The sequence below is a fragment of the uncultured Granulicatella sp. genome (assembly GCF_963545075.1).
In the GTDB taxonomy this organism is placed as follows: domain Bacteria; phylum Bacillota; class Bacilli; order Lactobacillales; family Aerococcaceae; genus Granulicatella.
In genome coordinates this window covers 13,623-36,174 of the sequence record NZ_CAUUHX010000013.1, presented here as the reverse complement: position 1 = coordinate 36,174, position 22,552 = coordinate 13,623, and the positions used below count along the sequence as shown (strand labels likewise).

Genomic DNA, 22,552 nt, shown 5'->3' with positions numbered 1-22,552 from the left:
TAGGGATTATTAAATATAAAGATGGTACATTTGATATTTTTTTAGAAAATTTATCGCTTTTTATCAAGTTTCTATCTGACAAAAGTTTTACAGATGATTATTTTGACTTACCGCTTTATCACGAGGCGATAGAGAAATATGGCTCGCTTGATTATACACAGTGTTTTGGATTTGTGCCACTTTTGGCTTTGGGTGGATTTAAAGACGTGAATCATCTGGATACGGTAAAAATGTATGAACATATTTTACTAATTACTCAATTCACTGGTCCTATAGGAGATTAAAAGTAATCATACTCTTGATAATCTAATCAAAATTAAGGTGCAACTCAGAAACTATAGGAACATTTTCATAATAAATTAGATTGAGGTATTAAAAATGGATGTAACAAAATTAAATATACTATCCTATATTTTATATTCTGAAAGCAATGCTGAAGCTGTGGAACTAGTTAAATCTATTAATAGTGAAGATGATCTTTTTGTTTTACTTGATAATTATAACTGGGATAATGGTTTTGAAATTCCAGAGGCAATTATTAATCATCCTAATTGTACTCTCCCAGTGGCCTTATTAGCTTTTCATCGAGCAGACGGTATACAATATTTACTTGAAGGAGAGGCTATTTTTGCAAATCGCTTATCGAAATCCTGGGAAAATTTTATAAAGGAAGTTTATGATAAAATTTTGAAACAGAAATATCCAAAGGGAAGTATCTCTTTTCAGCCTGAAATAACAAAAATTCAAAAGTTCAAATTAAATAAGTTGAATCCTAATCTCGATTCGTTTATTTTAGACGGAGTTTTAGGAAAAGATTTACATATTCGTCTTTAAAAATAAGAATAAAGTATCATTAAGAATGATAAGGTAAAATGTGAAGTGTGTTTGAAGCAAGCTCATTTATCTCTTGTAGAAGCTCATAATGATCAAACAAAATTAAATTAAAAATCATAAATCTTGTAAAGTGTTTAATTTTTAAAATTATGCGCATTGTAAAATTGAAATGATAACATGGTATTATCGGAGGAATTAATTAATTTCAAGTTAATTAATTCCTTTTTTAGTTCAAAAAGTATTTTTTAATATAGTATTGGACGCAAATAATTTGCAAATGTAAGGTTTGTTGTCACAGAAAAAGTCATTTCTATTTTTATGTGAATTTATGAGATTGTTATTTCGACAAAGAAATACTAGAATTACGGTGTACGATAAGAAAGTGAAAAAAGGAGAACTCGAAAATGAATTTACAACAATATTTAGGAAAAGATATTCGAGTTACATTTGTGGATGATCATGTTTTAGAAGGGCATTGTCATACTTTTACCGGAAGACTAGATACTGAAGATGAATTATATGATGAGATCACAATTGAAACAGACAAACATCCCTATGTTGGATTTAATGAAAGTGAGATTAAATGTATTGAAGTGATTTAGTGTTGAAAAGTAAGGTTAATTATTGATAAGTATCATTTAATAAGAGATAATTATTTTAAATCTAAAAAAGGTTATTTTCTATAAAGAGAGGAGAAGTACTATGAGTTTTAAAGATTATGTTTGGGATAAAGATTTTGAGTTAAAAGGATATTTTTCAGATTCTCCCGGTAATATTGCGTCTAATGATTCATTAAGTGGTATCTTACACTATACTCCACAAGAAATTACATTAGAATTATTCGGTGAATTTCCAGATGAAACAGGTAATTCATTTGGTTTTAGCAAAGATTTGGAAAAGATATATGGTTTTTCAAGTGATGGAAATGTATTGATTTTAAATACCTATGGTAAAACTATGGAACATATATCAACTCCTGGATTTTCCATTATAAAGTATGGAATAGAAAAATTTAAACTATATAATATTTTTTATAGAAAACTTGAAAATTTTCATTCGAAACCAGAAGATTGGATAGCATTAATTGATAAATTAGAAAAGGAGGAGATAATGGAATTTAGATTTAGTTTTGAACATATCGAAGAATGGATTGAAAAATCTTTAGTAACTATCAAGCATAGGGAGAATAAAGATATTTTTGAGAGTTCTATAAATGATTATAAGTCAACTAAAGCGGTAATAAATTCTCTTAAAATAAATTTTAAGGATATTCCTATTCTACATTCATCGTATACAACTACTTCTTTTAGAAGTAATTATTATATTAATTTTACTCCTGCTGATTCTGAAACAAAAAAATTTAATGATTTTTATGATGCTGCACTTAAATTTAATGAATTTATTGAGATTATTTCTAATGTACCCATTTCATTTACTAATATAGAATTTTTAGTTCAAGATGTATTAATTGCTGAAAACCGTATACCTCTTATAGAGGGAAAGTTTTTTGTACAACATGCTAGAAAGTATAAAAAATGGAACAAAAGTTCTCAACAAAATATTTCTTTAAGTAAATTAGATACTGACTTTGATCAAATACTAAATCATTGGTTTGATAAAACAGAAGAACTTGAATTTATAGTGAAACAATTTTCTAAAAATCTCCATGGTGATTTATATTTAGAAGATCAACTGGTTGATGCCATTCGGAATTTAGAAGTGTATTCAAGAAATTTTCAAATTGATGAAAATGGTAAACCAAGAGAATTGACTTTATCTAAACGATTAAAAGAACTATTTACTTCTATTGATAACATTAATCAAGATAAAATTTTCCCAAAAGAATTAGATAGGAAATTTTTTATAAAAAAACTAGTGGATACTCGTAATTATTATACTCATGGAGATAAAAAGGAAAACCATCCTAAATTGATTACAGATTTTCATGAAATGTATGATACGAAAGTACTTCTTCAAGAAGTTTTGAGATATTTTATTTATAAAGAATTAGGTATGAATTATAATTTGTGAAATGTATAAAAATATTATACTTTTTTATTTTAATGAATCGTAGTTAGAAACATAAGTTCTGATATATATAAGTTGCCTACAAGTTAGTTGTTTTAAAGGTTTAACCTTAATAATTATTGTTGCTTTATTTAAGATTTTCTAAAGTATCACTATTTATTGATTATTTAAAAGTAAATTGAAAAGTTATTATATGTTTTTATGATTGGTTATACAGAAATTTAATTCGAATGAATAATTTTAACATTCTTTACTTGACTATATTAATACAGTAAAATTATTTTGAATGAAATTTATAAAAAAGAGGTGATTTTTTTGAATAATAGTGAAAAATATAACGATAAAAGATTAGCACATCTTCAATATTCTCCTGAAAGCCAATATTTAGATAGAAAATCTGCTAGAAAAAACCATCAGAGTTGTTAAAACATTTAATAGCCTTTGCTAACGCGGATGGTGGACAATTGGTAATTGGAATTGAAGACGAGAAAAAAGGAAATATTATTACAGGGTTTAATGATGGTAATGCTTATGATATTAATGAATTTCGAAAAATTGACCGTGAAATGCGAGATTATCCTTTGCAATTATGTTTTGAAGAAATTCCTGTTGTAAATCATAAAGGGGAAGAGGATAAAATATTAGTAATATCAGTTGAATTATCTTCAAACAGAGTGATTATTGCACCTAATGATGATGTATATTTACGTCAGGGAAATGAAAGTGTTACATTAAGTTATGAGCAAAGAACTCAGCTTTATTATGATAAAGGTCAACGATTTTTTGAAGATGAAATTGTTCAAGATGCTACAATTGATGATATTGATGAGGAGTTAGTTAAAGAATATCTGAGTCATTTTGATATAATGAATTTTTCAGTAGAAAATGTTTTAAAAGCAAGACGTTTTATCATTAATAATCATTTAACTAAAGCTGCTATTTTACTGTTCGGAAAAAGTCCATCAGTCTTTTTCCCTCAAGCTCGTGTTCGTTTTCAACGATTTGAGGGGGTAGATATGGGGACAGGGAGTGGCTTTAATGTGATTAAAGAAAAGACTTTTGAGGATCCATTACCTAGATTAATAGTAAAAGTTAAAGAATTTATAGGTACTCAATTACGAGATTTTCAATTTTTAGAAAAAAATGGAAAGTTTAAAATAATCTCTGAGTATCCTGAATTTGCTTGGGTGGAAGGAATTGTTAATGCAGTAACTCATAGAGATTATTCTGTATATGGAGACCATATTAGAATTCTGATGTTTGATGATAGATTAGAAATTCATAGTCCAGGTAAATTACCTAATATCGTTACAATCGAGAATATTAAAAATGAACGGTTTTCAAGAAATCCACGTATAGCAAGAGTTTTAACTGAATTTGGTTGGGTTCGTGAAATGAATGAGGGAGTTAACAGAATATATTCAGAAATGGAATCAGCTTTTCTACATGATCCAATTTATACTGAACCTGGAAATAGGGTAAAGTTAACTCTTGAGAATAATATTTTAAGCCGTCATTTAAGAACGAGGGATTCCCTAGAAGTGGAGTTTCCTAATTATGATAATTTGAATATTGATGAACAAATGATTCTTCATTGTATGTATAACTCTGGAGAAAAATTAACAACAGCTAAAGCTTCAGAAATGACGGGTAGAAGTAGAAATTATTGTAGTAGAATGTTAAAGAAACTTACTAATCTTGGATTTTTAGAATGGTATGGTAATAACAAGAATGATAGAAATCAATATTATCAGATTATTCAAAAGTAAATCATGAAACAATATTTTCTTGAGAAGTAGAGTGCAGTAGAGTGCAGTAGAGTGCAGTAGAGTGCAGTAGGAGTGCAGTAGAGTGCAGTAGAGTGCAGTAGAGTGCAGTAGAGTGCAGTAGGAGTGCAGTAGGAGTGCAGTAGGAGTGCAGTAGGAGTGCAGTAGAGTGCAGTAGCAGTACTAACTACCTCCCTCATTAAATGAAATCTCCCAAATTTTCCATCATATATAGCTTATTCCTTGCATTTAATACAACTATAAATAATTCTTTTTATAAAATACTTTACAAAGTAAACTAAAATGTTATAATCAATCCATAGGCAGTGCAAACGTTTGCCTAAAAATTAAAAATAAAGGAGATTTGAATGATGAAAGATACATTCAAAAATATTTTGTCTTTCGAGTTTTGGCAAAAATTCGGTAAGGCTTTGATGGTGGTTATCGCTGTTATGCCGGCTGCTGGTTTGATGATTTCAATCGGTAAGTCACTTGTTATGATTAACCCAACATTTGCACCACTTGTAATCACTGGTGGAATTCTTGAGCAAATTGGTTGGGGGGTTATCGGTAACCTTCATATTTTGTTCGCCCTAGCAATTGGAGGAAGCTGGGCTAAAGAACGTGCTGGTGGTGCTTTTGCCGCTGGTCTTGCCTTCATCTTGATTAACCGTATCACTGGTACAATCTTTGGTGTATCAGGAGATATGTTGAAAAATCCTGACGCAATGGTATCAACTCTCTTTGGAGGTTCAGTCAAAGTAGCTGATTATTTCATCAGTGTTATGGAAGCTCCAGCGTTGAACATGGGTGTATTCGTAGGGATTATCTCTGGTTTTGTAGGGGCTACTGCTTTTAACAAATACTACAACTTCCGTAAACTTCCTGATGCACTTTCATTCTTTAATGGGAAACGTTTTGTACCATTTGTAGTGATTCTTCGTTCAGCAATTGCTGCAATTGTACTTTCTATTTTATGGCCACTTGTACAAACTGGTATCAATAATTTTGGTATCTGGATTGCCAACTCACAAGAAAATGCTCCAATCCTTGCACCATTCTTATATGGTACTTTGGAACGTTTGCTATTGCCATTCGGTCTTCACCATATGTTAACAATCCCAATGAACTATACAGCTCTTGGTGGTACTTATGAAATTTTAACAGGTGCAGCTAAAGGTACTCAAGTATTTGGTCAAGACCCACTATGGCTTGCATGGGTAACAGACCTTGTTAACCTTAAAGGTACAGATGCAAGTCACTACCAACAATTGTTAGATACTGTTCACCCAGCTCGTTTCAAAGTTGGACAAATGATCGGTTCATTCGGTATCTTGATGGGTGTGATTGTGGCTATCTACCGTAATGTTGATGCTGACAAGAAACACAAATACAAAGGTATGATGATTGCAACAGCTCTTGCAACATTCTTGACAGGGGTTACTGAACCAATCGAATACATGTTCATGTTCGTCGCAACACCTATGTATCTTGTTTACTCACTTGTTCAGGGTGCTGCCTTCGCTATGGCTGACGTTGTGAACCTACGTATGCACTCATTCGGTTCAATTGAGTTCTTGACTCGTACACCTATTGCGATTAGCGCTGGTATCGGTATGGATATCGTTAACTTCATTTGGGTAACTGTTCTCTTTGCTGTAATCATGTACTTTATCGCAAACTTCATGATTCAAAAATTCAACTACGCAACTCCAGGACGTAACGGAAACTACGAAACTGCTGAAGGTTCAGAAGAATCTAGTAGCGAAGTGAAAGTTGCAGCAGGTTCTCAAGCTGTAAACATTATCAACCTTCTTGGTGGACGTGCAAACATCGTTGACGTAGACGCATGTATGACTCGTCTTCGTGTAACTGTAAAAGACGCTGACAAAGTCGGTGATGCAGAACAATGGAAAGCAGAAGGAGCTATGGGTCTTGTCATGAAAGGACAAGGTGTCCAAGCTATCTACGGACCAAAAGCTGACGTATTGAAATCTGATATCCAAGATATCCTTGATTCAGGTGAAATCATTCCTGAAACTCTTCCAAGTCAAATGACAGAAGCGCAACAAAACACTGTTCAATTCAAAGGTCTTGCTGAGGAAGTTTACTCAGTAGCAGATGGTCAAGTTGTTGCTTTGGAACAAGTAAAAGATCCAGTATTTGCTCAAAAAATGATGGGTGACGGATTTGCTGTAGAACCTGCAAATGGAAACATTGTATCTCCAGTTTCAGGTACTGTATCAAGCATCTTCCCTACAAAACATGCTCTTGGTCTTGTGACTGAAGCAGGTCTTGAAGTACTTGTTCACATTGGTTTGGACACAGTAAGTCTTGAAGGAAAACCATTTACAGTTCATGTAGCTGAAGGACAAAAAGTTGCAGCAGGTGATCTTCTTGTCACAGCTGACTTGGATGCTATCCGTGCAGCAGGTCGTGAAACTTCAACAGTGGTTGTCTTCACAAATGCTGAAGCTATTAAATCAGTTAAATTAGAACAAACAGGTTCTCTTGCAGCTAAAACAGCAGTTGCTAAAGTAGAATTGTAATATACTTGAGGTTGGAAGCTGTTTTCCAACCTCTTGTTTTAGGAGAAAAGCATGAAATTTTTAACACTCAATACTCATAGCTGGATGGAAAAAGAAGCTGAAGAAAAATTCCAGCTCTTACTTGAAGACGTTCTTGACAAAGATTATGATTTGATTTGTTTCCAAGAAATCAATCAGGAGATTACCTCGCCAGAGGTAGAAGTTAATGATCTCTATCAAGCTTTGCCAGCAGCTGAGCCTATTCACCAAGACCATTATGTTAGACTTTTGGTTGAAAAGTTGTCAGAGCAAGGGAAAGATTACTACTGGACTTGGGCCTATAACCATATTGGTTATGACCGATACCATGAAGGTGTGGCTATCTTGTCTAAAACACCTATTGAAGCCAGAGAAATTTTGGTTTCAGATGTGGATGATCCAACAGACTATCATACTCGCCGTGTTGCCTTGGCTGAAACTGTAGTGGATGGTAAGGAGCTTGCAGTTGCAAGTGTCCACCTTTCTTGGTGGGATAAAGGTTTCCAAGAAGAATGGGCACGATTTGAGGCTGTCTTGAAAGAATTAAACAAGCCACTTTTGCTAGCTGGAGATTTCAACAACCCAGCTGGTCAGGAAGGCTACCAAGCTATTTTAGCTAGTCCATTAGGCTTACAAGATGCATTTGAAGTAGCTAAAGAGAAAAGTGGTAGCTATACCGTTCCACCAGAAATTGATGGTTGGAAGGGAAATACAGAACCACTCCGCATTGACTATGTTTTTACGACTAAGGAGATAGAAGTAGAAAATCTACAGGTTGTTTTTGATGGGAACAATAGTCCTCAAGTCAGTGACCACTTTGGCTTAAATGCTCAATTAAAATGGAAATAAAAGTGAATGCTAGACAAATCCTGTTGGTGAGAAATCATCGACAGGATTTTTTACAATTAAGTCATACAAGGAGAATTTCTCTAACGGATAATAATTTACGGACTTTATTAGGAGTAACAGATGATAGTGTCGGGGATATTCTACAAGTATTCATAATTGTTTACTAGAAATCTATTATCTTGTAAAATAAAGCTTAGTTTAAAAAGTGAGGTATAAAGATGATTAAAAATTTCTTACAATTAACACGTAAACAAAAAATCATTACAATTGCTGTTTATACAATTATTGCAGCTATTACGATGTATCTAGGGTATAATCAAACACAAGCGCCTGTTGTGACTACGAACTCTCTTACAGGATTCCAAAGTGCTCAACTACCTTCAGCTCCTGATAATTCTATTTTAGGGTGGTTAAATTTCCATAAAATTGGATTAGTTTTTGCACCAGTGAGTGTATTGATTCTTGATTACTTTAAAATCCATTTAATTCGTAAAGGATTTATTTTGAAAACATTATTAAGTGCAGTGTTAATTTTACTATTTGCCTTTTTATTACAAGTAGCATTAGTCATTGTCTTTACAGTCGTGGTATTGGTGATTGCTCTAACTTTTGTCTTTAATGAATTTGGTCCAAGTTCTGGAAGTTATGGCGGTGGTGGAGGTTATTCTGCTCCATCTGGAAATAACAATGATGCTACAAGAGCTGAACAAGCTAGATTAGCTAGTGAGCAAGATGCGGAACGCAGAAGACAACAAGATATTGATCGTTACGAAAGAGCAGCTTATGAATACCAAAGCCGTGGCTTGAATCGTGCTGCAGATGAAATGAATCAAAGAGCGAATAATTTGAAATAAGCATAAATTGAGACTTTTTGATGTAGGAACAAGTATACTACAGATAAAAGTCTTTTTTAGAAAGGAACATAATATGATATCAATGCAATATAAAATAAAATTACCAGATTCGTTTGACATGAATAAGATTAGAGAACGAGTTCGAGAAAATGGCCATAAAATGGACGGTTTTAAAGATTTACTCTTTAAAGCGTATCTTATCTCTGTAGAAAATAGTAAAAATGACATCAAAAAAGAATATGCACCATTATATTTATGGAAAGATTCAGAAGGAATGAATCAATTTATATGGGATGGATTTTATGATAATATTCTGAAATCATTTGGATGGCAAACTATTTCTACAGCAATTCCATTAGCATTTGAGAAAAAGGAAAACTTTAATAGCAGTCGTTATTGTGTAGAAATAACAAGAGAAATCTCAGAATCCACTCAAATGGAACGATTAAGTTTTTCAACTACCTTTGACAATAGTACGAGTCAATTATTAGTCTATAATCCAGAAAAATGGCAATGTAAGGAATATTATTTCTTTGAAGAACTTCCAGAACAAATGGAAGGTACAAATATTTATGAAATTTTACATTTATCATTAGAACAGTAAAATTAAAGGAGAATGAATATGAGCAATTATGAATTACCACGTGTGTGGAGTGAAGCTGATATCAATCAAGGAAGATTTTCAGGAATTAATCGTCCAACTGCAGGAGCACGATTTGAACAAGAATTACCAAAAGGAGAGAAACCATTCCAATTATATTCTCTAGGAACTCCGAACGGTGTAAAAATTACAATCTTATTAGAAGAGTTATTAGCATTAGGCATCAAAGAAGCAGAGTATGACTTATACAAAATTTCGATTATGGATGGAGATCAATTTGGTAGTGGCTTTGTAGAAGTAAATCCAAACTCAAAAATTCCAGCCTTATTAGATCAATCAGGAAAAACAAATATTAGAATCTTTGAATCAGCGAATATCTTATTATACCTTGCTGAGAAATTCGAACAGTTTCTTCCAAAAGAAGTTGAAAAACGTACAGAAGTATTAAACTGGCTATTTTGGCAAGCTGGATCTGCACCATTTGTCGGTGGAGGATTTGGACATTTCTTTAATTATGCTCCTGAAAAAATTGAATATGCGATTAATCGTTTTACAATGGAAACAAAACGTCAATTAGACTTGTTAGACAAAGAATTGGCAACGAAACCTTATATCGCTGGAGAAGAGTACACGATTGCGGATATTGCGATTTGGTCTTGGTATGGACAATTAGTATTAGATAAGCTATACCAAAATTCAGCAGAGTTTTTAGATGCAGCTAGTTACACACATTTAGTGGAATGGGCAAAACGAATCGAGAATAGACCTGCAGTTCAAAAAGGATTAGAAGTAGAATACAAGAGTTTATAACATTTTTTAGATTAACAAAATAACACTCTCAATTTTATGTTTGTTTCATAAATTGAGAGTGTTTCTCTTTAACTTAATAAGTTACCACATTAATCTGACCTTTGTCATATTCAGCAATGAAGATATCCGCTACATTATCATAGCCTTCTTTTTGTAATTCTTCCATTAACCATTCTTCAGACTTACCAATCGTGTCTAAAATTTCTGTTTGAACCACACCGTCTGTAATAATAGGGTATTTAGGATTTTCATCCCCAAATCTAACGATAATGAATTGACCATTTTGTTCAATCACAGCTCGTTTAACATCTTTTAATTGGAACACACCTTGAGAACGTAATTTAAGAGCCACATCTGCAGCAGATAAACCTTTTGATCGACAAGCTTCTGGATCTAACTTTCCATTTTTGATAATTATCACAGGTTTACCATCAATTAAATGTTTAATCATTGAAACATTCGTATTCAACCATTTCAATAGTAAAATTAAAATAGTCCAAATAATTAAAATAACAATATACTGAAGAATGGAAATCGAACTATTGTAAATAATCCCACCAATAATTCCCCCGAGAACAAAGTTTTGTACTTGGTCTACTGCAGAACTTGGTGCTAAATTTCCTTTACCAGTTACATTGATAACAAATACTAAAGAAATAAGACCTAAAGCTAACTTAATCGCAATTGTAATAAAAAAGCTCATTATTTTTCAACCTCCACAAGTTCAACATCTGATTTATATAATTCCATCTTTTCTAATAAATAGCTATCTTTGTTAGAGCCGTTTAAAGCACGATAGAATTGATCGCCAACTTTAATAATTGCTCCATCAGTCGTAGCAGAAGTGTTGACATATATCTTTTCCTTATCTACACCTAATTCTTTTGAAACAATTTCAATAAAGTGTAGAGAGTTACGGAACTGATTATTTGTAGATTGATTACTTTGAAAATTAGAAATACTAATTAAAACAACAGCTACTAAAGCTAAAATTGAAATAAGCGACAATTCACGAAACTTACTACCACGTTTATCTTGATAAGCTTTAAAAGCAAAAAATGCAGTGATAAGAATCAGTAATGCAGAAAGAATAAGCATTACCCAATCTTGCTGACTGATTTGACTTAATACATATTCATATGAATAAAATTTCATAACGAACCTCCTTTTTTTGAATGCAATTTATTATAAAATATTTATAAGTTGCAAGCAATCTATTCAGATGGAAAATAAAAAAGTAAAAGGAATATAAAACTTGATATAATTGTTGTAATGATGAATAAAGGAGAGCAAAAATGACAAGTGAATATCAAAAAATGATTGCAGGAGAATCGTATTCTCCATCAGATTCAGAATTAGTTCAGTTATCAAAAGAATCTAGACAAAAACAAAATGCCTTCAACAACGAAGAAAGCCCTAAAGAAGGAGCTAAAATCATTAAAAAGTGGTTTGGCTCAACAGGAGAAAATGTATACATTAACAGATGGGTAGTCGTCGATTACGGCATTAACATTCATATTGGAGAAAACTTTTATTCAAATTACAATCTAACGATGTTAGACGTTTGCCCGATTACTATAGGAAAGAATGCTATGATTGGACCAAATTGTCAATTCTTGACACCCCTTCACCCATTAGATCCAACCGAACGCAATTCAGGAAAAGAATATGGAGCACCTATTACAATAGGAGATAACTTCTGGGCAGGAGGAGGAGTCACAGTCCTACCAGGAGTCACATTAGGCAACAATGTCGTTGCAGGAGCCGGAGCAGTCATCACAAAATCATTCGGAGACAACGTCGTCCTAGTAGGAAACCCAGCACGAGTCATTAAAGAAATTCCGGTGAAATAAAGAAATAAAAAAGTACTTTACGTTTCGTAGAGTACTTTTTTGATAGGGAAATGTGGGAGGAATAATGGAAAAAATGACTATTTTTGCATATAAAAACGTTTTCTATTTTGAAAGGGATGATATATAATGAAAATATATGTAGTAATAATCAAAATAATATTAATTTGAAATAATAAAAGTAGAAGAAATGTAAAAATTATTAAAATTAGAGGAGAATTTTTATGAAATCTGAATTTATTAGAAGTATTGACGTAGATAAAATGACAGAATTATTATATTACCACTATAAAGCAAGATATTCTTTATATCACGAAATGGAAAGTGAATTTAAAGATGAATGGATTAATCTATATAATGATCACAGTTTTATATCTGAAGCAGGTATAAAAAGTTTTGATAAAAATATACGTAAGAAATTAAGAAAATATGTACGAGAAAAATATTCAATACAGGGAAAGTTAGATCATAGAATTGAAGTTGATTTTTTTAGCGAAAAAGCATGGGAGTATTTTAAAGAACATGGGTTAAATGTACAAAATGGGAAATTATTTTTGCGTTACGAACATATAATTCCTAAAAAAAGATATATTCAGAAACCTATTGAAGATTTAGCAAAAAATTCTTCAGAAATTACTTTTAAATTGAAAAATGAAATAAAAGAAAGAATAGAAGAGTATTATTATGTCGCACTGATTACTATATCGGAGGATAAAGAACTTTTAAAGAATGAAATGCCAGATGATTGGGATGGGAAAAATATATTTGCTAGATATGAAAAATCAGGAATTAAATTAATAAGAAATCCTTTATTTGAAGAGTTAAGTTAAATTTATATATTATTGAGTTGAAAATTTTTGAAAAAATCATAGAAAAAATATAAGGAAATAATAGGAAAAATCAAATGTTAATTAATGAAGAAGAATTAAAAAATAAAATTGTTGATTTAAGAGAATACATTGAAATTTTAAATGGAAGTAAAGGTATATTAAAAAATGAATATAATATAAAGTATCCTCAATATAAGGAACAAATTTACAATGATGAAACAGGAAATTATAAATTTTCTTCCCTTTCATTTGAACAATTATTCGAGAAAGTTATTTTGTATTTGAATAAACAAATTAAATGGTTAGAACAGTATTCCAATTTGAATGCAGAAATAAAACAAACCAAAATAAGTCAGTACTATAATAATATTTTAAACGAATTTGAATTTCCATATGAAATAAAATATTTTAAAAAAGAAGATAATAGTTTTGAAAGTTTTATAAATGTATTAAATTGGAAAAAGTTAAATCAGGATATAAATAGTCTTGTTGTTTTGAAAAGGTTTTCAGAAATTGAAAAAGACATAGTTTTAATTGGTGGAAATGGAAAAGGAAAGTCATTTTTAGCTAATTATCTAAAAGGAAGTACATTTAATTCTATGTCTGTGATTGGAGCACAAAAAGTATTAAATTTTAATATTAATGAAGGTAATTCATTAAGAGTTGATAAACATGATATTAAAGATGAACTTTTAGAAAATATTATTAAAGAATCTAAAAATACACAAACTACTTATGACTTTTTTAAATTAATAACTAATCAATTTACAAAACTGATAATAGCAATGCAGACAGAGTATACAAACGTTTTATATAAACTTCAAGCTGGTGATAAAGAAGTTAAAAAAGAAAATACTGTATTCGAAAAAGTAAAAAGAATATTTGAATTATTATTTCATAATATAAAGTTAAATTTTATTATGGGATCTGATATCCCTTTACTAGTAGAAAAAATGGAAAAGAATATTCTGTTAATGGTTTGTCAGAAGGAGAAAAAGTTGTACTCTATTATGCAATTAGTGTTTTAATGGCTAAAGATGATGGATTAATAATTATTGATGAACCAGAAACATATTTAAATCCTTCCATTTCAAATTTATTATGGGATAAATTAAAAGAAGAAAAACCCAATACACAATTCGTATTTATTACTCATTCTGTAGATTTTGTATTAGGAAGAAGTAATGCTCAAATTGCATGGATAAAGGAGTTTGTTTATCCAGATGAATGGAAGTTAGAACTATTAACAGAAGAAAATGAATTGCCTAAGCAAATGTTAACAGAGATTTTAGGAAGTTCAAAACCATATTTATTTTGTGAAGGTACAAAAGCAAGCCATGATTATCATATTTATAAAGCATTATTTGGAGAAAAATATACAGTTATTCCTTCTGAAGGACATATTTCAGTAATTAATAATGTTAAAGCAGTTAATGAATTGGAAGGGTTAAATACCGCGTATGGGATAATTGATTTAGATAATTTAACTGAAGAGCAAATAGAAAAGTATAAAGAGAAACAAATAGAAGTTCTTCAATTTAATGAAATTGAAATGTTATTTTTTGAAGATCATATTATGGAAACATACATGAAAAATGTAAATGCTTTAAAATATAATAATATAATAGAAGAATTTAAATCAAAATTTTTTAAAGAGATAGAAGAAAGTACTGGAAAAATTGCTTTAACATATATTAAGAAATGTGTTGAAAATTATTTATTAAAAGAAAAAATTGAAGAACATGCTGAATTTATTGATATTCAAAATCAACTGAAAAAATTTTCTAATTTTAATATTCAAGATCTTTATGCACAAAAAGAACAAGAAATTATTCAACTAGTTAACGATAAAAAATACTTCGAACTTTTAAAAGTATGTAATTTAAAAGGTCAGATAACTGGAGGATTAGCTAATAGATTTCTAGTTGGGGATTATATTGAGAAAGTAAAAGAAAAAATTATAGTTGATAAGTATTTACAATCATATATTCGAAATACTTATTTTTCAGATTTAAACTATTAACAATAAAAGTGAATTATTTGTCTTCATTTATAAAGTTAAATTGTAACGAAAAGATATTTTAATCTATAAATTGGAGTGTTATAAGGGGTATGATATAATAAAAATATGGAAAAAATACAAAGAGAAAAAATAAAATTACAACCTTTTACAAAGTGGACAGGTGGTAAAAGACAATTAATACCAACAATTAAAGAACTTATGCCGATTGAATATAATCGTTATTTTGAACCTTTTATTGGTGGGGGAGCGTTGTTTTTTGAATTATGTCCAGAAAATGCATGTATTAATGATTTTAATGAAGAACTCATAAATAGCTATAAAGTAATAAAAGAAAATCCATTAGAATTAATAACTCTTTTAGAGGAACATAAAAATAACAATTCAAAAGATTATTATTTAGATATTCGTTCAGCAGATAGAGATGGCAGATTAGAAAGGATGTCAAATGTAGAAAGAGCTGCTCGAATCCTCTATATGTTAAGAGTAAATTTCAATGGTTTGTATAGAGTAAATTCTAAAAATCAATTTAATGTACCGTATGGAAAATATTGTTCAAAGTTATTTGGAACAAGAAGGGTTTGTGATGGGTGTTAATTTATATAAAGAAATCTATCAAAATGAAGTTGAACAACTGTTTAATGTTGATTTATCCGCAAGCACAAATAAAGGAAATACATCAAAAAAGATTTGATTTTGTTATAAAAAGAGATTCTACAGTTTACTTAATTGAAACTAATTTCTATTCTGGTGGCGGATCAAAATTAAATGAGACAGCTCGTTCTTATAAAATGATTACAGAGGAAACAAAAACAATTCCAAATGTAGAGTTTGTATGGTTTACAGATGGTCAAGGATGGTTCCAAGCAAAGAAAAATTTAAGAGAAACATTTGAAGTATTAACGTATCTATATAATATTAATGATTTGAAAAATGGTATTTTAAAAGAATTACTTTAAAAATTATTTTAATTAGGAGGGAGATTATGGAGGATATTATTTCAGATGCTTTAGTAAAAGCAGGTGCTGAATTGTTAAGTTTGACTATAAAAGGAACAACAACATTAATAAATGCTAAAATAACATCACTACGTGAAGAAAAGAGTGCAGAAAAATTACGTAATTCTTATGAAGAAATTATTAATGAGTTACTTTCAGAGAGAGAACTAGCAATACGTATAGCGCAAGCTTATAAAGAAGAATATGAAAGAGTTAATATAGATGATAAAGATATAGAATATTTACATAATACTTTGGTTAAAGTTATAGAATTATTATTTTCATTTTCTGGAACGAATACAGAAGAACAAGAAAATTTATTAAATTTAGTTGGACTTTTAAATAAAGATACATTAAAAACAATGCAATTGTTGGGATTTAATTATAAAGAAGCAATTGGATTACCTTTAACAGAAGTATGTTCAGATGCAATTAGAAATAAATTAGGTTCTAGCTCAATGAAATCAAATAATAAGGGCAAGAAAAAGTAGAATGTAAAAAAAGCTATTTGAGAAGTTGCTGACAGAATGCGTTATTTCTTTATGGGGAACGCACTAGTAACATCTATCGTTAAAAGAATTGCTTTAGGAATGGAGAACTAGCAGTATGACAAATTTAAGTTGGATATTTTATCAAGAAATTCCAGTACCTCATGATGTTCAAGAACTATTAATTAGTGGAGAAGTAGCGGAGCGAGCATTTAGAACCGTTCGTGATGTAGCGATTTTTACCAATAAGCGATTAATTGTTAAGGATGTTCAAGGGTTAACTGGAAGCAAGGTTGAGATTTATTCTTTACCATATAGTTCTGTTCATATGTGGTCTACGGAAAATGCTGGAATGTTAGATTTCACTTCAGAAGTAGAGTTGTGGACAAGAGCGGGGAATATTAAGATTCAGCTGAAGCGAGATATTAATATTCGCACCTTTGAACGTTTACTCGCTGAATATATTCTATAAAATAATTTGCCGTGGATGAAATGTTGTCCACGGTTTTTTTATTGAAAATGAAAAATGATTTACAAAAAGGAGCGTAAGCGATTTTTGTTAGATGATGTAAGCATTTAAACAAATAAAGTTTCTATTCAATTAAAACTTTGGAAATCCCTTTAGTTATTGTAAAAAATGGTATAAAAAATGAAACACTTTCAATTGAAAATTTAAAATAAAAAATTTATTAAAAAATTAAGCTAAAAGTTTGCAATTTACTTCAAAAATGTGTACGATATCACTTGTAGATGAGAATCATTCTTATTTATCATGAAAATTTAGGAGGCTAACATATAATGAAAGTTGTAGTAGTTGGATGTACTCATGCGGGTACTGCTGCAGTAAAAACAATTTTAAATGATAACCCAGGCGCACAAGTCGTAGTATATGAAAGAAATGACAATGTATCATTCTTATCATGCGGTATTGCGTTATACGTAGGAGGAGTTGTGAAAGACCCTCAAGGCTTATTCTATTCTAGTCCAGAAGAATTAGCTTCATTAGGAGCAGAAGTTCATATGGAACACGATGTAACAAGCATCGATACAAAAGGTAAATCTTTAACAGTTAAAGATTTAAAATCAGGAGAAGAAAAAACAGAAACTTTTGATAAATTAGTTTTAACAACTGGTTCTTGGCCAATTCTTCCTCCAATCCCAGGACGTGAATTAGAAAATGTTCAATTATGTAAAAACTATAACCAAGCTAAAGAAATCTTTGCTAAGAAAACTGACAAGAAGAAAATCGTTGTTGTCGGTGGTGGATACATCGGTATCGAGTTAGTAGAAGCATTTGCTTTAGAAGGTAAAGAAGTAACATTAGTTGACGGATTAGACCGTATCTTAAACAAATACTTAGACCCAGAATTCACTGATATCTTAGAAGAAGACTTACGTGAACGTGGTGTACAAGTTCGCTTAAACGAAATGGTTAAATCATTTGAAGGTGAAAACGGAGTTGTAAACAAAGTTGTAACTTCAGGTGGCGAATACGAAGCTGACATGGTTATCTTATGTGTAGGTTTCCGTCCAAACAACGACTTAGTAAAAGACCAATTAGAAACAATGCCTAACGGTGCAATCATCGTTAACGACTACATGGAAACATCTGTTAAAGATGTATTCGCAGCTGGAGATAGCTGTGCTGTTAACTACAACCCTAACGATGGACATGCTTACATTCCATTAGCAACAAACGCTGTACGTATGGGTGCTTTAGTTGGTAAAAACATTAACGGACACAAAGTTAAATACCGTGGAACACAATCTACATCAGGATTACACTTATTCGGATGGAACATTGGTTCAACAGGTGTAAACGTAGGTAGCGCACCTCACTTTGGATTAGACGTACGTTCAGTATACGTAGTAGATAACCACCGTCCAGAATTCATGCCAACATACGAAAAAATCTACATGAAATTAGTTTACGAAGTAGGTACAAACCGTATCGTAGGTGGACAAGTAATGTCTAAATACGACTGTACAGCTTCTGCAAACACATTGTCATTAGCAATCCAAAACAAAATGACAATCGAAGACTTAGCTTATGTAGACTTCTTCTTCCAACCAGTATTCGACCGTCCATGGAACTACTTAAACATCTTAGGACAAGCTGCAGTAGAACAAGAACGTGTATTAGCTGAAGGCAAATAATTTAGTTCAATAACGAAACAAAAACGACAAGTATCCCAACGACACTTGTCGTTTTTTGCGTTTGCCACTCTTAATAACATAATCGCCCCTCACGTTAAGGAGAGTGAATAGAAAGAAAAAAACATTTTTACCGTAGCAGTAATATAAGCCACAACAGCAGTGGCTTATATTACGGGAAAATTTGAGACCCTAGGCTCAAATTTTAGCCAAGAGACCCAAAGGGGGCTACTGGCGTCCCAGCAACAGTAAAAATGATTTTTTCTTTCTATTCACGAGATTTCCTAAAAAAGAATTAAGGTAACGATTGAATTAGCATTTCTGTTCGTTTCTATGTTACAATAAGAACGTTGTATTCCATCAGGAATATAGAACTCAGACATTAGATACAATAACAGAAGAGGAGTACCCAATGAAAAGGAAAATTATGTACGACGAGCAAGATTCCCGCATCGACTACGGAATCATCCTACCCGTCTTATTACTAGCACTAATCAGTATAGCGACACTACTATCAACCACTTATATCCAAGTAGCACACGGATCCCTCAGAACCGTCTTCATGCAATTTGCGTGGTATGTAGTCGGCACAATCGCTATTATCGTTATCATGCAATTTGACTCAGAACAACTATGGAAACTAACCACCCTGAGTTACATCATAGGACTCATACTCCTAGTAGCCGTCCTATTCCTCTACGACAGAGGAACCGCAGCCGCAACCGGTGCGAAAAGTTGGTTCAGAATCGCTAGCTTCTCATTCCAACCATCCGAAATCGTAAAAATCTTCTACATCCTGATGCTCGCAAAAGTAGCGACCCATCATAACATGTTAACGAAGTATCGTACAAGAAGTACCGACTGGTATCTATTTGCTAAATTAATCGCATATGCATTACCAGCGTTATTACTCGTTATCCTACAAAATGACTTAGGAACAACCTTAGTATTCTTAATGATTCTTGGCGGCGTTATGATTATGTCAGGAATTAGCTGGAAAATCTTATTACCATTAATTTTAACAGCCATTTTAATTGGTTCATTATTGATTTACTTAGTAGTGTATAACCGACAATTATTATTAAATATCGGATTCAAAAATTATCAATTCGGTCGTATCGATTCATGGTTAGATCCATATCGTGACCAAGGCGGAGCAGGATTCCAATTATTCCAAAGTTTGAAAGCTATCGGATCAGGAAAAATGTTCGGTAAAGGATACGGACACTCAGAAGTATACGTTCCCGTTCGTGAGTCAGACTTAATTTTTGCGACAATCGGTGAAAACTTCGGATTCCTAGGCGGAACATTCTTAATTACCGTGTATTTCATTTTAATTTATCAAATGATTCGTGTATGTTTTGATACAAAAAATGAGTTTTATTCTTATATTGCAACAGGAGTAATTATGATGATTTTATTCCACGTTGTAGAAAATATCGGAATGACAATCGGACTACTACCATTAACAGGGATTCCATTACCATTTATTTCGCAAGGGGGATCTTCTCTATTAGGAAATATGATGGGAATTGGGTTAATGATGTCAATGAGATACCACTTCAAGAGTAATATTTTTGGGGAAGATGAGGATCCATTTAACCAACAAACAAGACAACAACAACAATTACCAGAAGAATTTTTAAAAGCAAGAGCGTAAGGGAGAACAGACATGATTATTTATAGCCATCCAAAATGTACAACTTGTAAGAAAGCCTTAAAATGGTTAGAACTACACAATATTTCATTTGAAGTAAAAGATATTCGTGAAGAAGCTCCAACAGCTGAAGAATTACAAGTACTATTTGAAAGAAGTGCATTACCACTGACAAAAGTATTCAATACAAGTGGAGAATTATATCGTAAATTGGGATTAAAAGATGTGATTAAAACAATGGAAACTTCTAAAGCGATGGAATTATTATCCAGTGATGGAATGCTAATCAAACGTCCATTATTAGTCAGTGACAATGCAGTGTTCTTTGGGTTTAAAGAAGAACAATATGAAGAATTATTGAAAGGTGAATCAAATGATTAAATATAGTGAAAATGGATTATGGATTAAACAAGAGGGAAATCGTTATACAGTAGGAATTTCTCCAAAAGGTCAAGATGATATTGGAGATGTAAGTTTTGTAGAATTATTCAATCAAGAAACTTTAACAACAGAAGATTCATTTATGAGTGTTGAAGCAGCAAAAGCTGTGACAGAATTTGTTAGTCCATTATCAGGAAAAGTAGTTGCTTGGCATACAGAATTAGAAGACAATCCTGAAATGTTAAACCAAGTGGATACAGCTGTGAACTGGATTTATACATTAGAAGAAGTGGATGAAGAAGCATTTGCAAGTTTATTAGACAAAGATTTACCAATCGTTTGTGAGAAGAAAGAAGGGTGTGGAAACTAGAATGCAAGTACAAATGATTTCAGCAGAAATTTTTGAACAACGTCAAGAAAGTTTTGAGTGTGCCAATTTTTTACAAACAAGACAAATGGCAGAAGTTCATGAGCAACGTAGTGTATTTGAAGAAGTATTCTTTATTGCTTGGACAGAAGGAGACGAATGGATTGCGCAAGGTTTAGTAGGAATCCGTAGACGTTTCAGATTTTTCAAAGAAGCCGTGATGATTCAAGGTCCATTATTTGAAGACGATAAAATTGCACAACTTCCTCAAATGTTAGAAAGTTTAGAAGAGTTCTTGAAAGAACAAGGTATTGCCAGAGTGGAAATGAATCCATATATGATGAATAAAGTCATTAATGAATCATTAGAAGTTGTAGAAGAGTGCCGTTATCCAGAATTATTAGCAAATTTTGAAAAAGCTGGTTATGACCGTTTCTTAGATTTAGATGGTCGAGCAGTTATGGGACAATTATTCAGAAAAGATTTATCTGAATATGAAGATAGCGAAGCGATTTATAAAGATTATTCGAATTCCTTAAAACGTGACTTACGTAAAGCAGTAGAATCTCATATTACGATTCGTGAATTAGAATTAGATGATTTAGAAATTTTCTATTCGATTTTAAGTGAGACTTCTGTTCGAAAAGGATTCCGAGTACAAGATTTCAGCTATTTCCAACAAATGAAAGAAGCATTCCAGGATAAAGTGAAATACATGGTTGCATTCTTAGATGTTGAAGCGTATAAAGCTTATTATCATGAAAGAATTGAATTCTTTACAAATAGAGTAGAAGAATTGGAAAAAGAATTAGCAGTCCGTGAAGCAGAAGGAAAACATGTGAAGAAAACACGTGGATTAATTACAGATGCTAAAGATCAATTAGCGAGTTACCAAAAACGTAAGAAGACTTTTGAAGCATTAGACATTCATAATCCAATGTTAGCTTTATCAGGATACTTATTTATGTGTTATGGGGATGAAGTCATTTCAGTATTTGGTGGTTCTCATGAAGAATACTTAAACTTTGGTGGTTCAAGCTTATTGAACTGGGAAATGATGAAATATGCAAAAGACAATGGATTTAAGTATTATAATTTCTATGGAACGATTGAAACGAATCAAGCGAACCAAAATGAAGGAAACTTTAACTTCAAACGTCAATTTGGAGGCAGACTCGTTCAACCAGTTGGAAACTTTACAAAAACACTAAGTTCAGCATTAGGGGTTATAGCGAAATTCAAGAAGATTTAAGAATCTACAGAAATCTACAGAAATAGACTTTTCTTTGAAGTAGCAAAAAGGACGATTAACTTTTGTTACGCAGAAAAGTCTATTTTTTCTTATTTTGGTATTAGAAATTGCAAAAAAGAGAAAAGACTTTTCAATGTAGTATGAACAAAAAAAGCCACTTAAAGTGGCTTTTTTTGTTGGAAACTTCGAGACCTAGGCTCGAAGTTTAGCAATGAGACTCGCTTTTGCGAGGCTGCTTGCTTCCTA

23 protein-coding genes and 2 pseudogenes are annotated in these 22,552 nt (G+C 31.6%); 23 read left to right on the top strand and 2 right to left on the bottom strand.

Annotated features, from left to right (window positions below; genetic code table 11):
- The 10 genes and pseudogenes from RWZ86_RS03260 to yghU all read left to right on the top strand — a co-directional run.
- A partial coding sequence (locus tag RWZ86_RS03260) for a T6SS immunity protein Tdi1 domain-containing protein (protein WP_314679954.1) occupies window positions 1-284 on the top strand: 284 nt, incomplete at its 5' end.
- Between the two features lie 94 nt (window positions 285-378).
- Entirely contained in the window at window positions 379-834 is a 456-nt protein-coding gene (locus RWZ86_RS03255; RefSeq protein WP_314679952.1) for a DUF4274 domain-containing protein, read from the top strand.
- A gap of 404 nt (window positions 835-1,238) precedes the next feature.
- Window positions 1,239-1,436, top strand: a complete 198-nt coding sequence (locus tag RWZ86_RS03250; RefSeq protein WP_314679950.1) for a hypothetical protein — start codon at window positions 1,239-1,241, stop codon at window positions 1,434-1,436.
- Between the two features lie 100 nt (window positions 1,437-1,536).
- Window positions 1,537-2,865, top strand: coding sequence for a HEPN domain-containing protein (locus RWZ86_RS03245; protein ID WP_314679948.1), 1,329 nt, complete (start codon window positions 1,537-1,539; stop codon window positions 2,863-2,865).
- Between the two features lie 312 nt (window positions 2,866-3,177).
- Window positions 3,178-4,631, top strand: a pseudogene (locus RWZ86_RS03240) (ATP-binding protein).
- Window positions 4,632-4,996: 365 nt separating this feature from the next.
- The gene (locus tag RWZ86_RS03235) at window positions 4,997-7,177 is read left to right on the top strand and encodes a PTS transporter subunit IIBC (RefSeq protein ID WP_314679947.1); all 2,181 of its coding nucleotides are present in this window, start codon (window positions 4,997-4,999) and stop codon (window positions 7,175-7,177) included.
- A gap of 51 nt (window positions 7,178-7,228) precedes the next feature.
- Window positions 7,229-8,044 carry an endonuclease/exonuclease/phosphatase family protein gene (locus RWZ86_RS03230; RefSeq protein ID WP_314679945.1) on the top strand — a complete coding sequence of 272 codons (816 nt, stop codon included), beginning with the start codon at window positions 7,229-7,231 and terminating at the stop codon, window positions 8,042-8,044.
- Between the two features lie 218 nt (window positions 8,045-8,262).
- Window positions 8,263-8,898, top strand: a complete 636-nt coding sequence (locus RWZ86_RS03225) for a hypothetical protein (protein ID WP_314679943.1) — start codon at window positions 8,263-8,265, stop codon at window positions 8,896-8,898.
- A 73-nt stretch (window positions 8,899-8,971) separates the two neighbouring features.
- On the top strand, window positions 8,972-9,502 hold the full coding sequence (locus RWZ86_RS03220; RefSeq protein WP_314679941.1) for a DUF4865 family protein: 531 nt from the start codon (window positions 8,972-8,974) through the stop codon (window positions 9,500-9,502).
- Window positions 9,503-9,520: 18 nt separating this feature from the next.
- Window positions 9,521-10,309, top strand: coding sequence for a glutathione-dependent disulfide-bond oxidoreductase (yghU, locus tag RWZ86_RS03215; protein WP_314679939.1), 789 nt, complete (start codon window positions 9,521-9,523; stop codon window positions 10,307-10,309).
- 73 nt (window positions 10,310-10,382) lie between these two features.
- On the opposite strand, the gene RWZ86_RS03210 is transcribed toward yghU, so the two are convergent.
- The gene (locus RWZ86_RS03210; RefSeq protein ID WP_399544769.1) at window positions 10,383-11,012 is read right to left on the bottom strand and encodes a DUF421 domain-containing protein; all 630 of its coding nucleotides are present in this window, start codon (window positions 11,010-11,012) and stop codon (window positions 10,383-10,385) included.
- Window positions 11,012-11,464, bottom strand: a complete 453-nt coding sequence (locus RWZ86_RS03205) for a DUF3290 family protein (RefSeq protein ID WP_314679937.1) — start codon at window positions 11,462-11,464, stop codon at window positions 11,012-11,014. Before RWZ86_RS03205 ends, RWZ86_RS03210 begins: the two co-directional genes overlap by 1 nt.
- Before the next feature lie 140 nt (window positions 11,465-11,604).
- Here RWZ86_RS03205 and RWZ86_RS03200 point away from each other — a divergent pair, with 140 nt between their 5' ends.
- The 13 genes and pseudogenes from RWZ86_RS03200 (at window position 11,605) to RWZ86_RS03140 (ending at window position 22,306) form a co-directional block, all read left to right on the top strand.
- Window positions 11,605-12,162: a sugar O-acetyltransferase gene (locus RWZ86_RS03200; RefSeq protein ID WP_314679935.1), complete on the top strand. Its 558-nt coding sequence runs from the start codon at window positions 11,605-11,607 to the stop codon at window positions 12,160-12,162.
- A gap of 221 nt (window positions 12,163-12,383) precedes the next feature.
- A complete protein-coding gene (locus RWZ86_RS03195; RefSeq protein WP_314679933.1) occupies window positions 12,384-12,989 on the top strand; it encodes a hypothetical protein in 606 nt (201 codons plus the stop codon).
- A gap of 74 nt (window positions 12,990-13,063) precedes the next feature.
- Window positions 13,064-14,017, top strand: coding sequence for a hypothetical protein (locus RWZ86_RS03190; RefSeq protein WP_314679931.1), 954 nt, complete (start codon window positions 13,064-13,066; stop codon window positions 14,015-14,017).
- Window positions 13,969-15,012 (top strand): AAA family ATPase, encoded by a 1,044-nt coding sequence (locus RWZ86_RS03185; RefSeq protein WP_314679929.1) that lies wholly within the window; start codon window positions 13,969-13,971, stop codon window positions 15,010-15,012. The genes RWZ86_RS03190 and RWZ86_RS03185 overlap by 49 nt, the downstream gene beginning before the upstream one ends.
- 105 nt (window positions 15,013-15,117) lie before the next feature.
- Window positions 15,118-15,561, top strand: a pseudogene (locus RWZ86_RS03180) (DNA adenine methylase); the annotation flags it as partial.
- 38 nt (window positions 15,562-15,599) lie between these two features.
- Window positions 15,600-15,968 carry a DpnII family type II restriction endonuclease gene (locus RWZ86_RS03175; protein ID WP_314679927.1) on the top strand — a complete coding sequence of 123 codons (369 nt, stop codon included), beginning with the start codon at window positions 15,600-15,602 and terminating at the stop codon, window positions 15,966-15,968.
- Between the two features lie 26 nt (window positions 15,969-15,994).
- Window positions 15,995-16,498 (top strand): hypothetical protein, encoded by a 504-nt coding sequence (locus RWZ86_RS03170; RefSeq protein ID WP_314679925.1) that lies wholly within the window; start codon window positions 15,995-15,997, stop codon window positions 16,496-16,498.
- A gap of 115 nt (window positions 16,499-16,613) precedes the next feature.
- Entirely contained in the window at window positions 16,614-16,967 is a 354-nt protein-coding gene (locus RWZ86_RS03165) for a PH domain-containing protein (RefSeq protein ID WP_314404494.1), read from the top strand.
- Between the two features lie 326 nt (window positions 16,968-17,293).
- The gene (locus tag RWZ86_RS03160) at window positions 17,294-18,652 is read left to right on the top strand and encodes an FAD-dependent oxidoreductase (RefSeq protein WP_314679923.1); all 1,359 of its coding nucleotides are present in this window, start codon (window positions 17,294-17,296) and stop codon (window positions 18,650-18,652) included.
- Between the two features lie 424 nt (window positions 18,653-19,076).
- Window positions 19,077-20,309 carry an FtsW/RodA/SpoVE family cell cycle protein gene (locus RWZ86_RS03155; RefSeq protein ID WP_314679956.1) on the top strand — a complete coding sequence of 411 codons (1,233 nt, stop codon included), beginning with the start codon at window positions 19,077-19,079 and terminating at the stop codon, window positions 20,307-20,309.
- A 12-nt stretch (window positions 20,310-20,321) separates the two neighbouring features.
- Window positions 20,322-20,687, top strand: a complete 366-nt coding sequence (locus RWZ86_RS03150; protein ID WP_314679921.1) for an arsenate reductase family protein — start codon at window positions 20,322-20,324, stop codon at window positions 20,685-20,687.
- Window positions 20,680-21,057, top strand: a complete 378-nt coding sequence (locus RWZ86_RS03145) for a glycine cleavage system protein H (RefSeq protein WP_314679920.1) — start codon at window positions 20,680-20,682, stop codon at window positions 21,055-21,057. Before RWZ86_RS03150 ends, RWZ86_RS03145 begins: the two co-directional genes overlap by 8 nt.
- 1 nt (window position 21,058) lies before the next feature.
- Window positions 21,059-22,306, top strand: coding sequence for a peptidoglycan bridge formation glycyltransferase FemA/FemB family protein (locus RWZ86_RS03140; protein WP_314679918.1), 1,248 nt, complete (start codon window positions 21,059-21,061; stop codon window positions 22,304-22,306).
- Window positions 22,307-22,552: the final 246 nt, after the last annotated feature.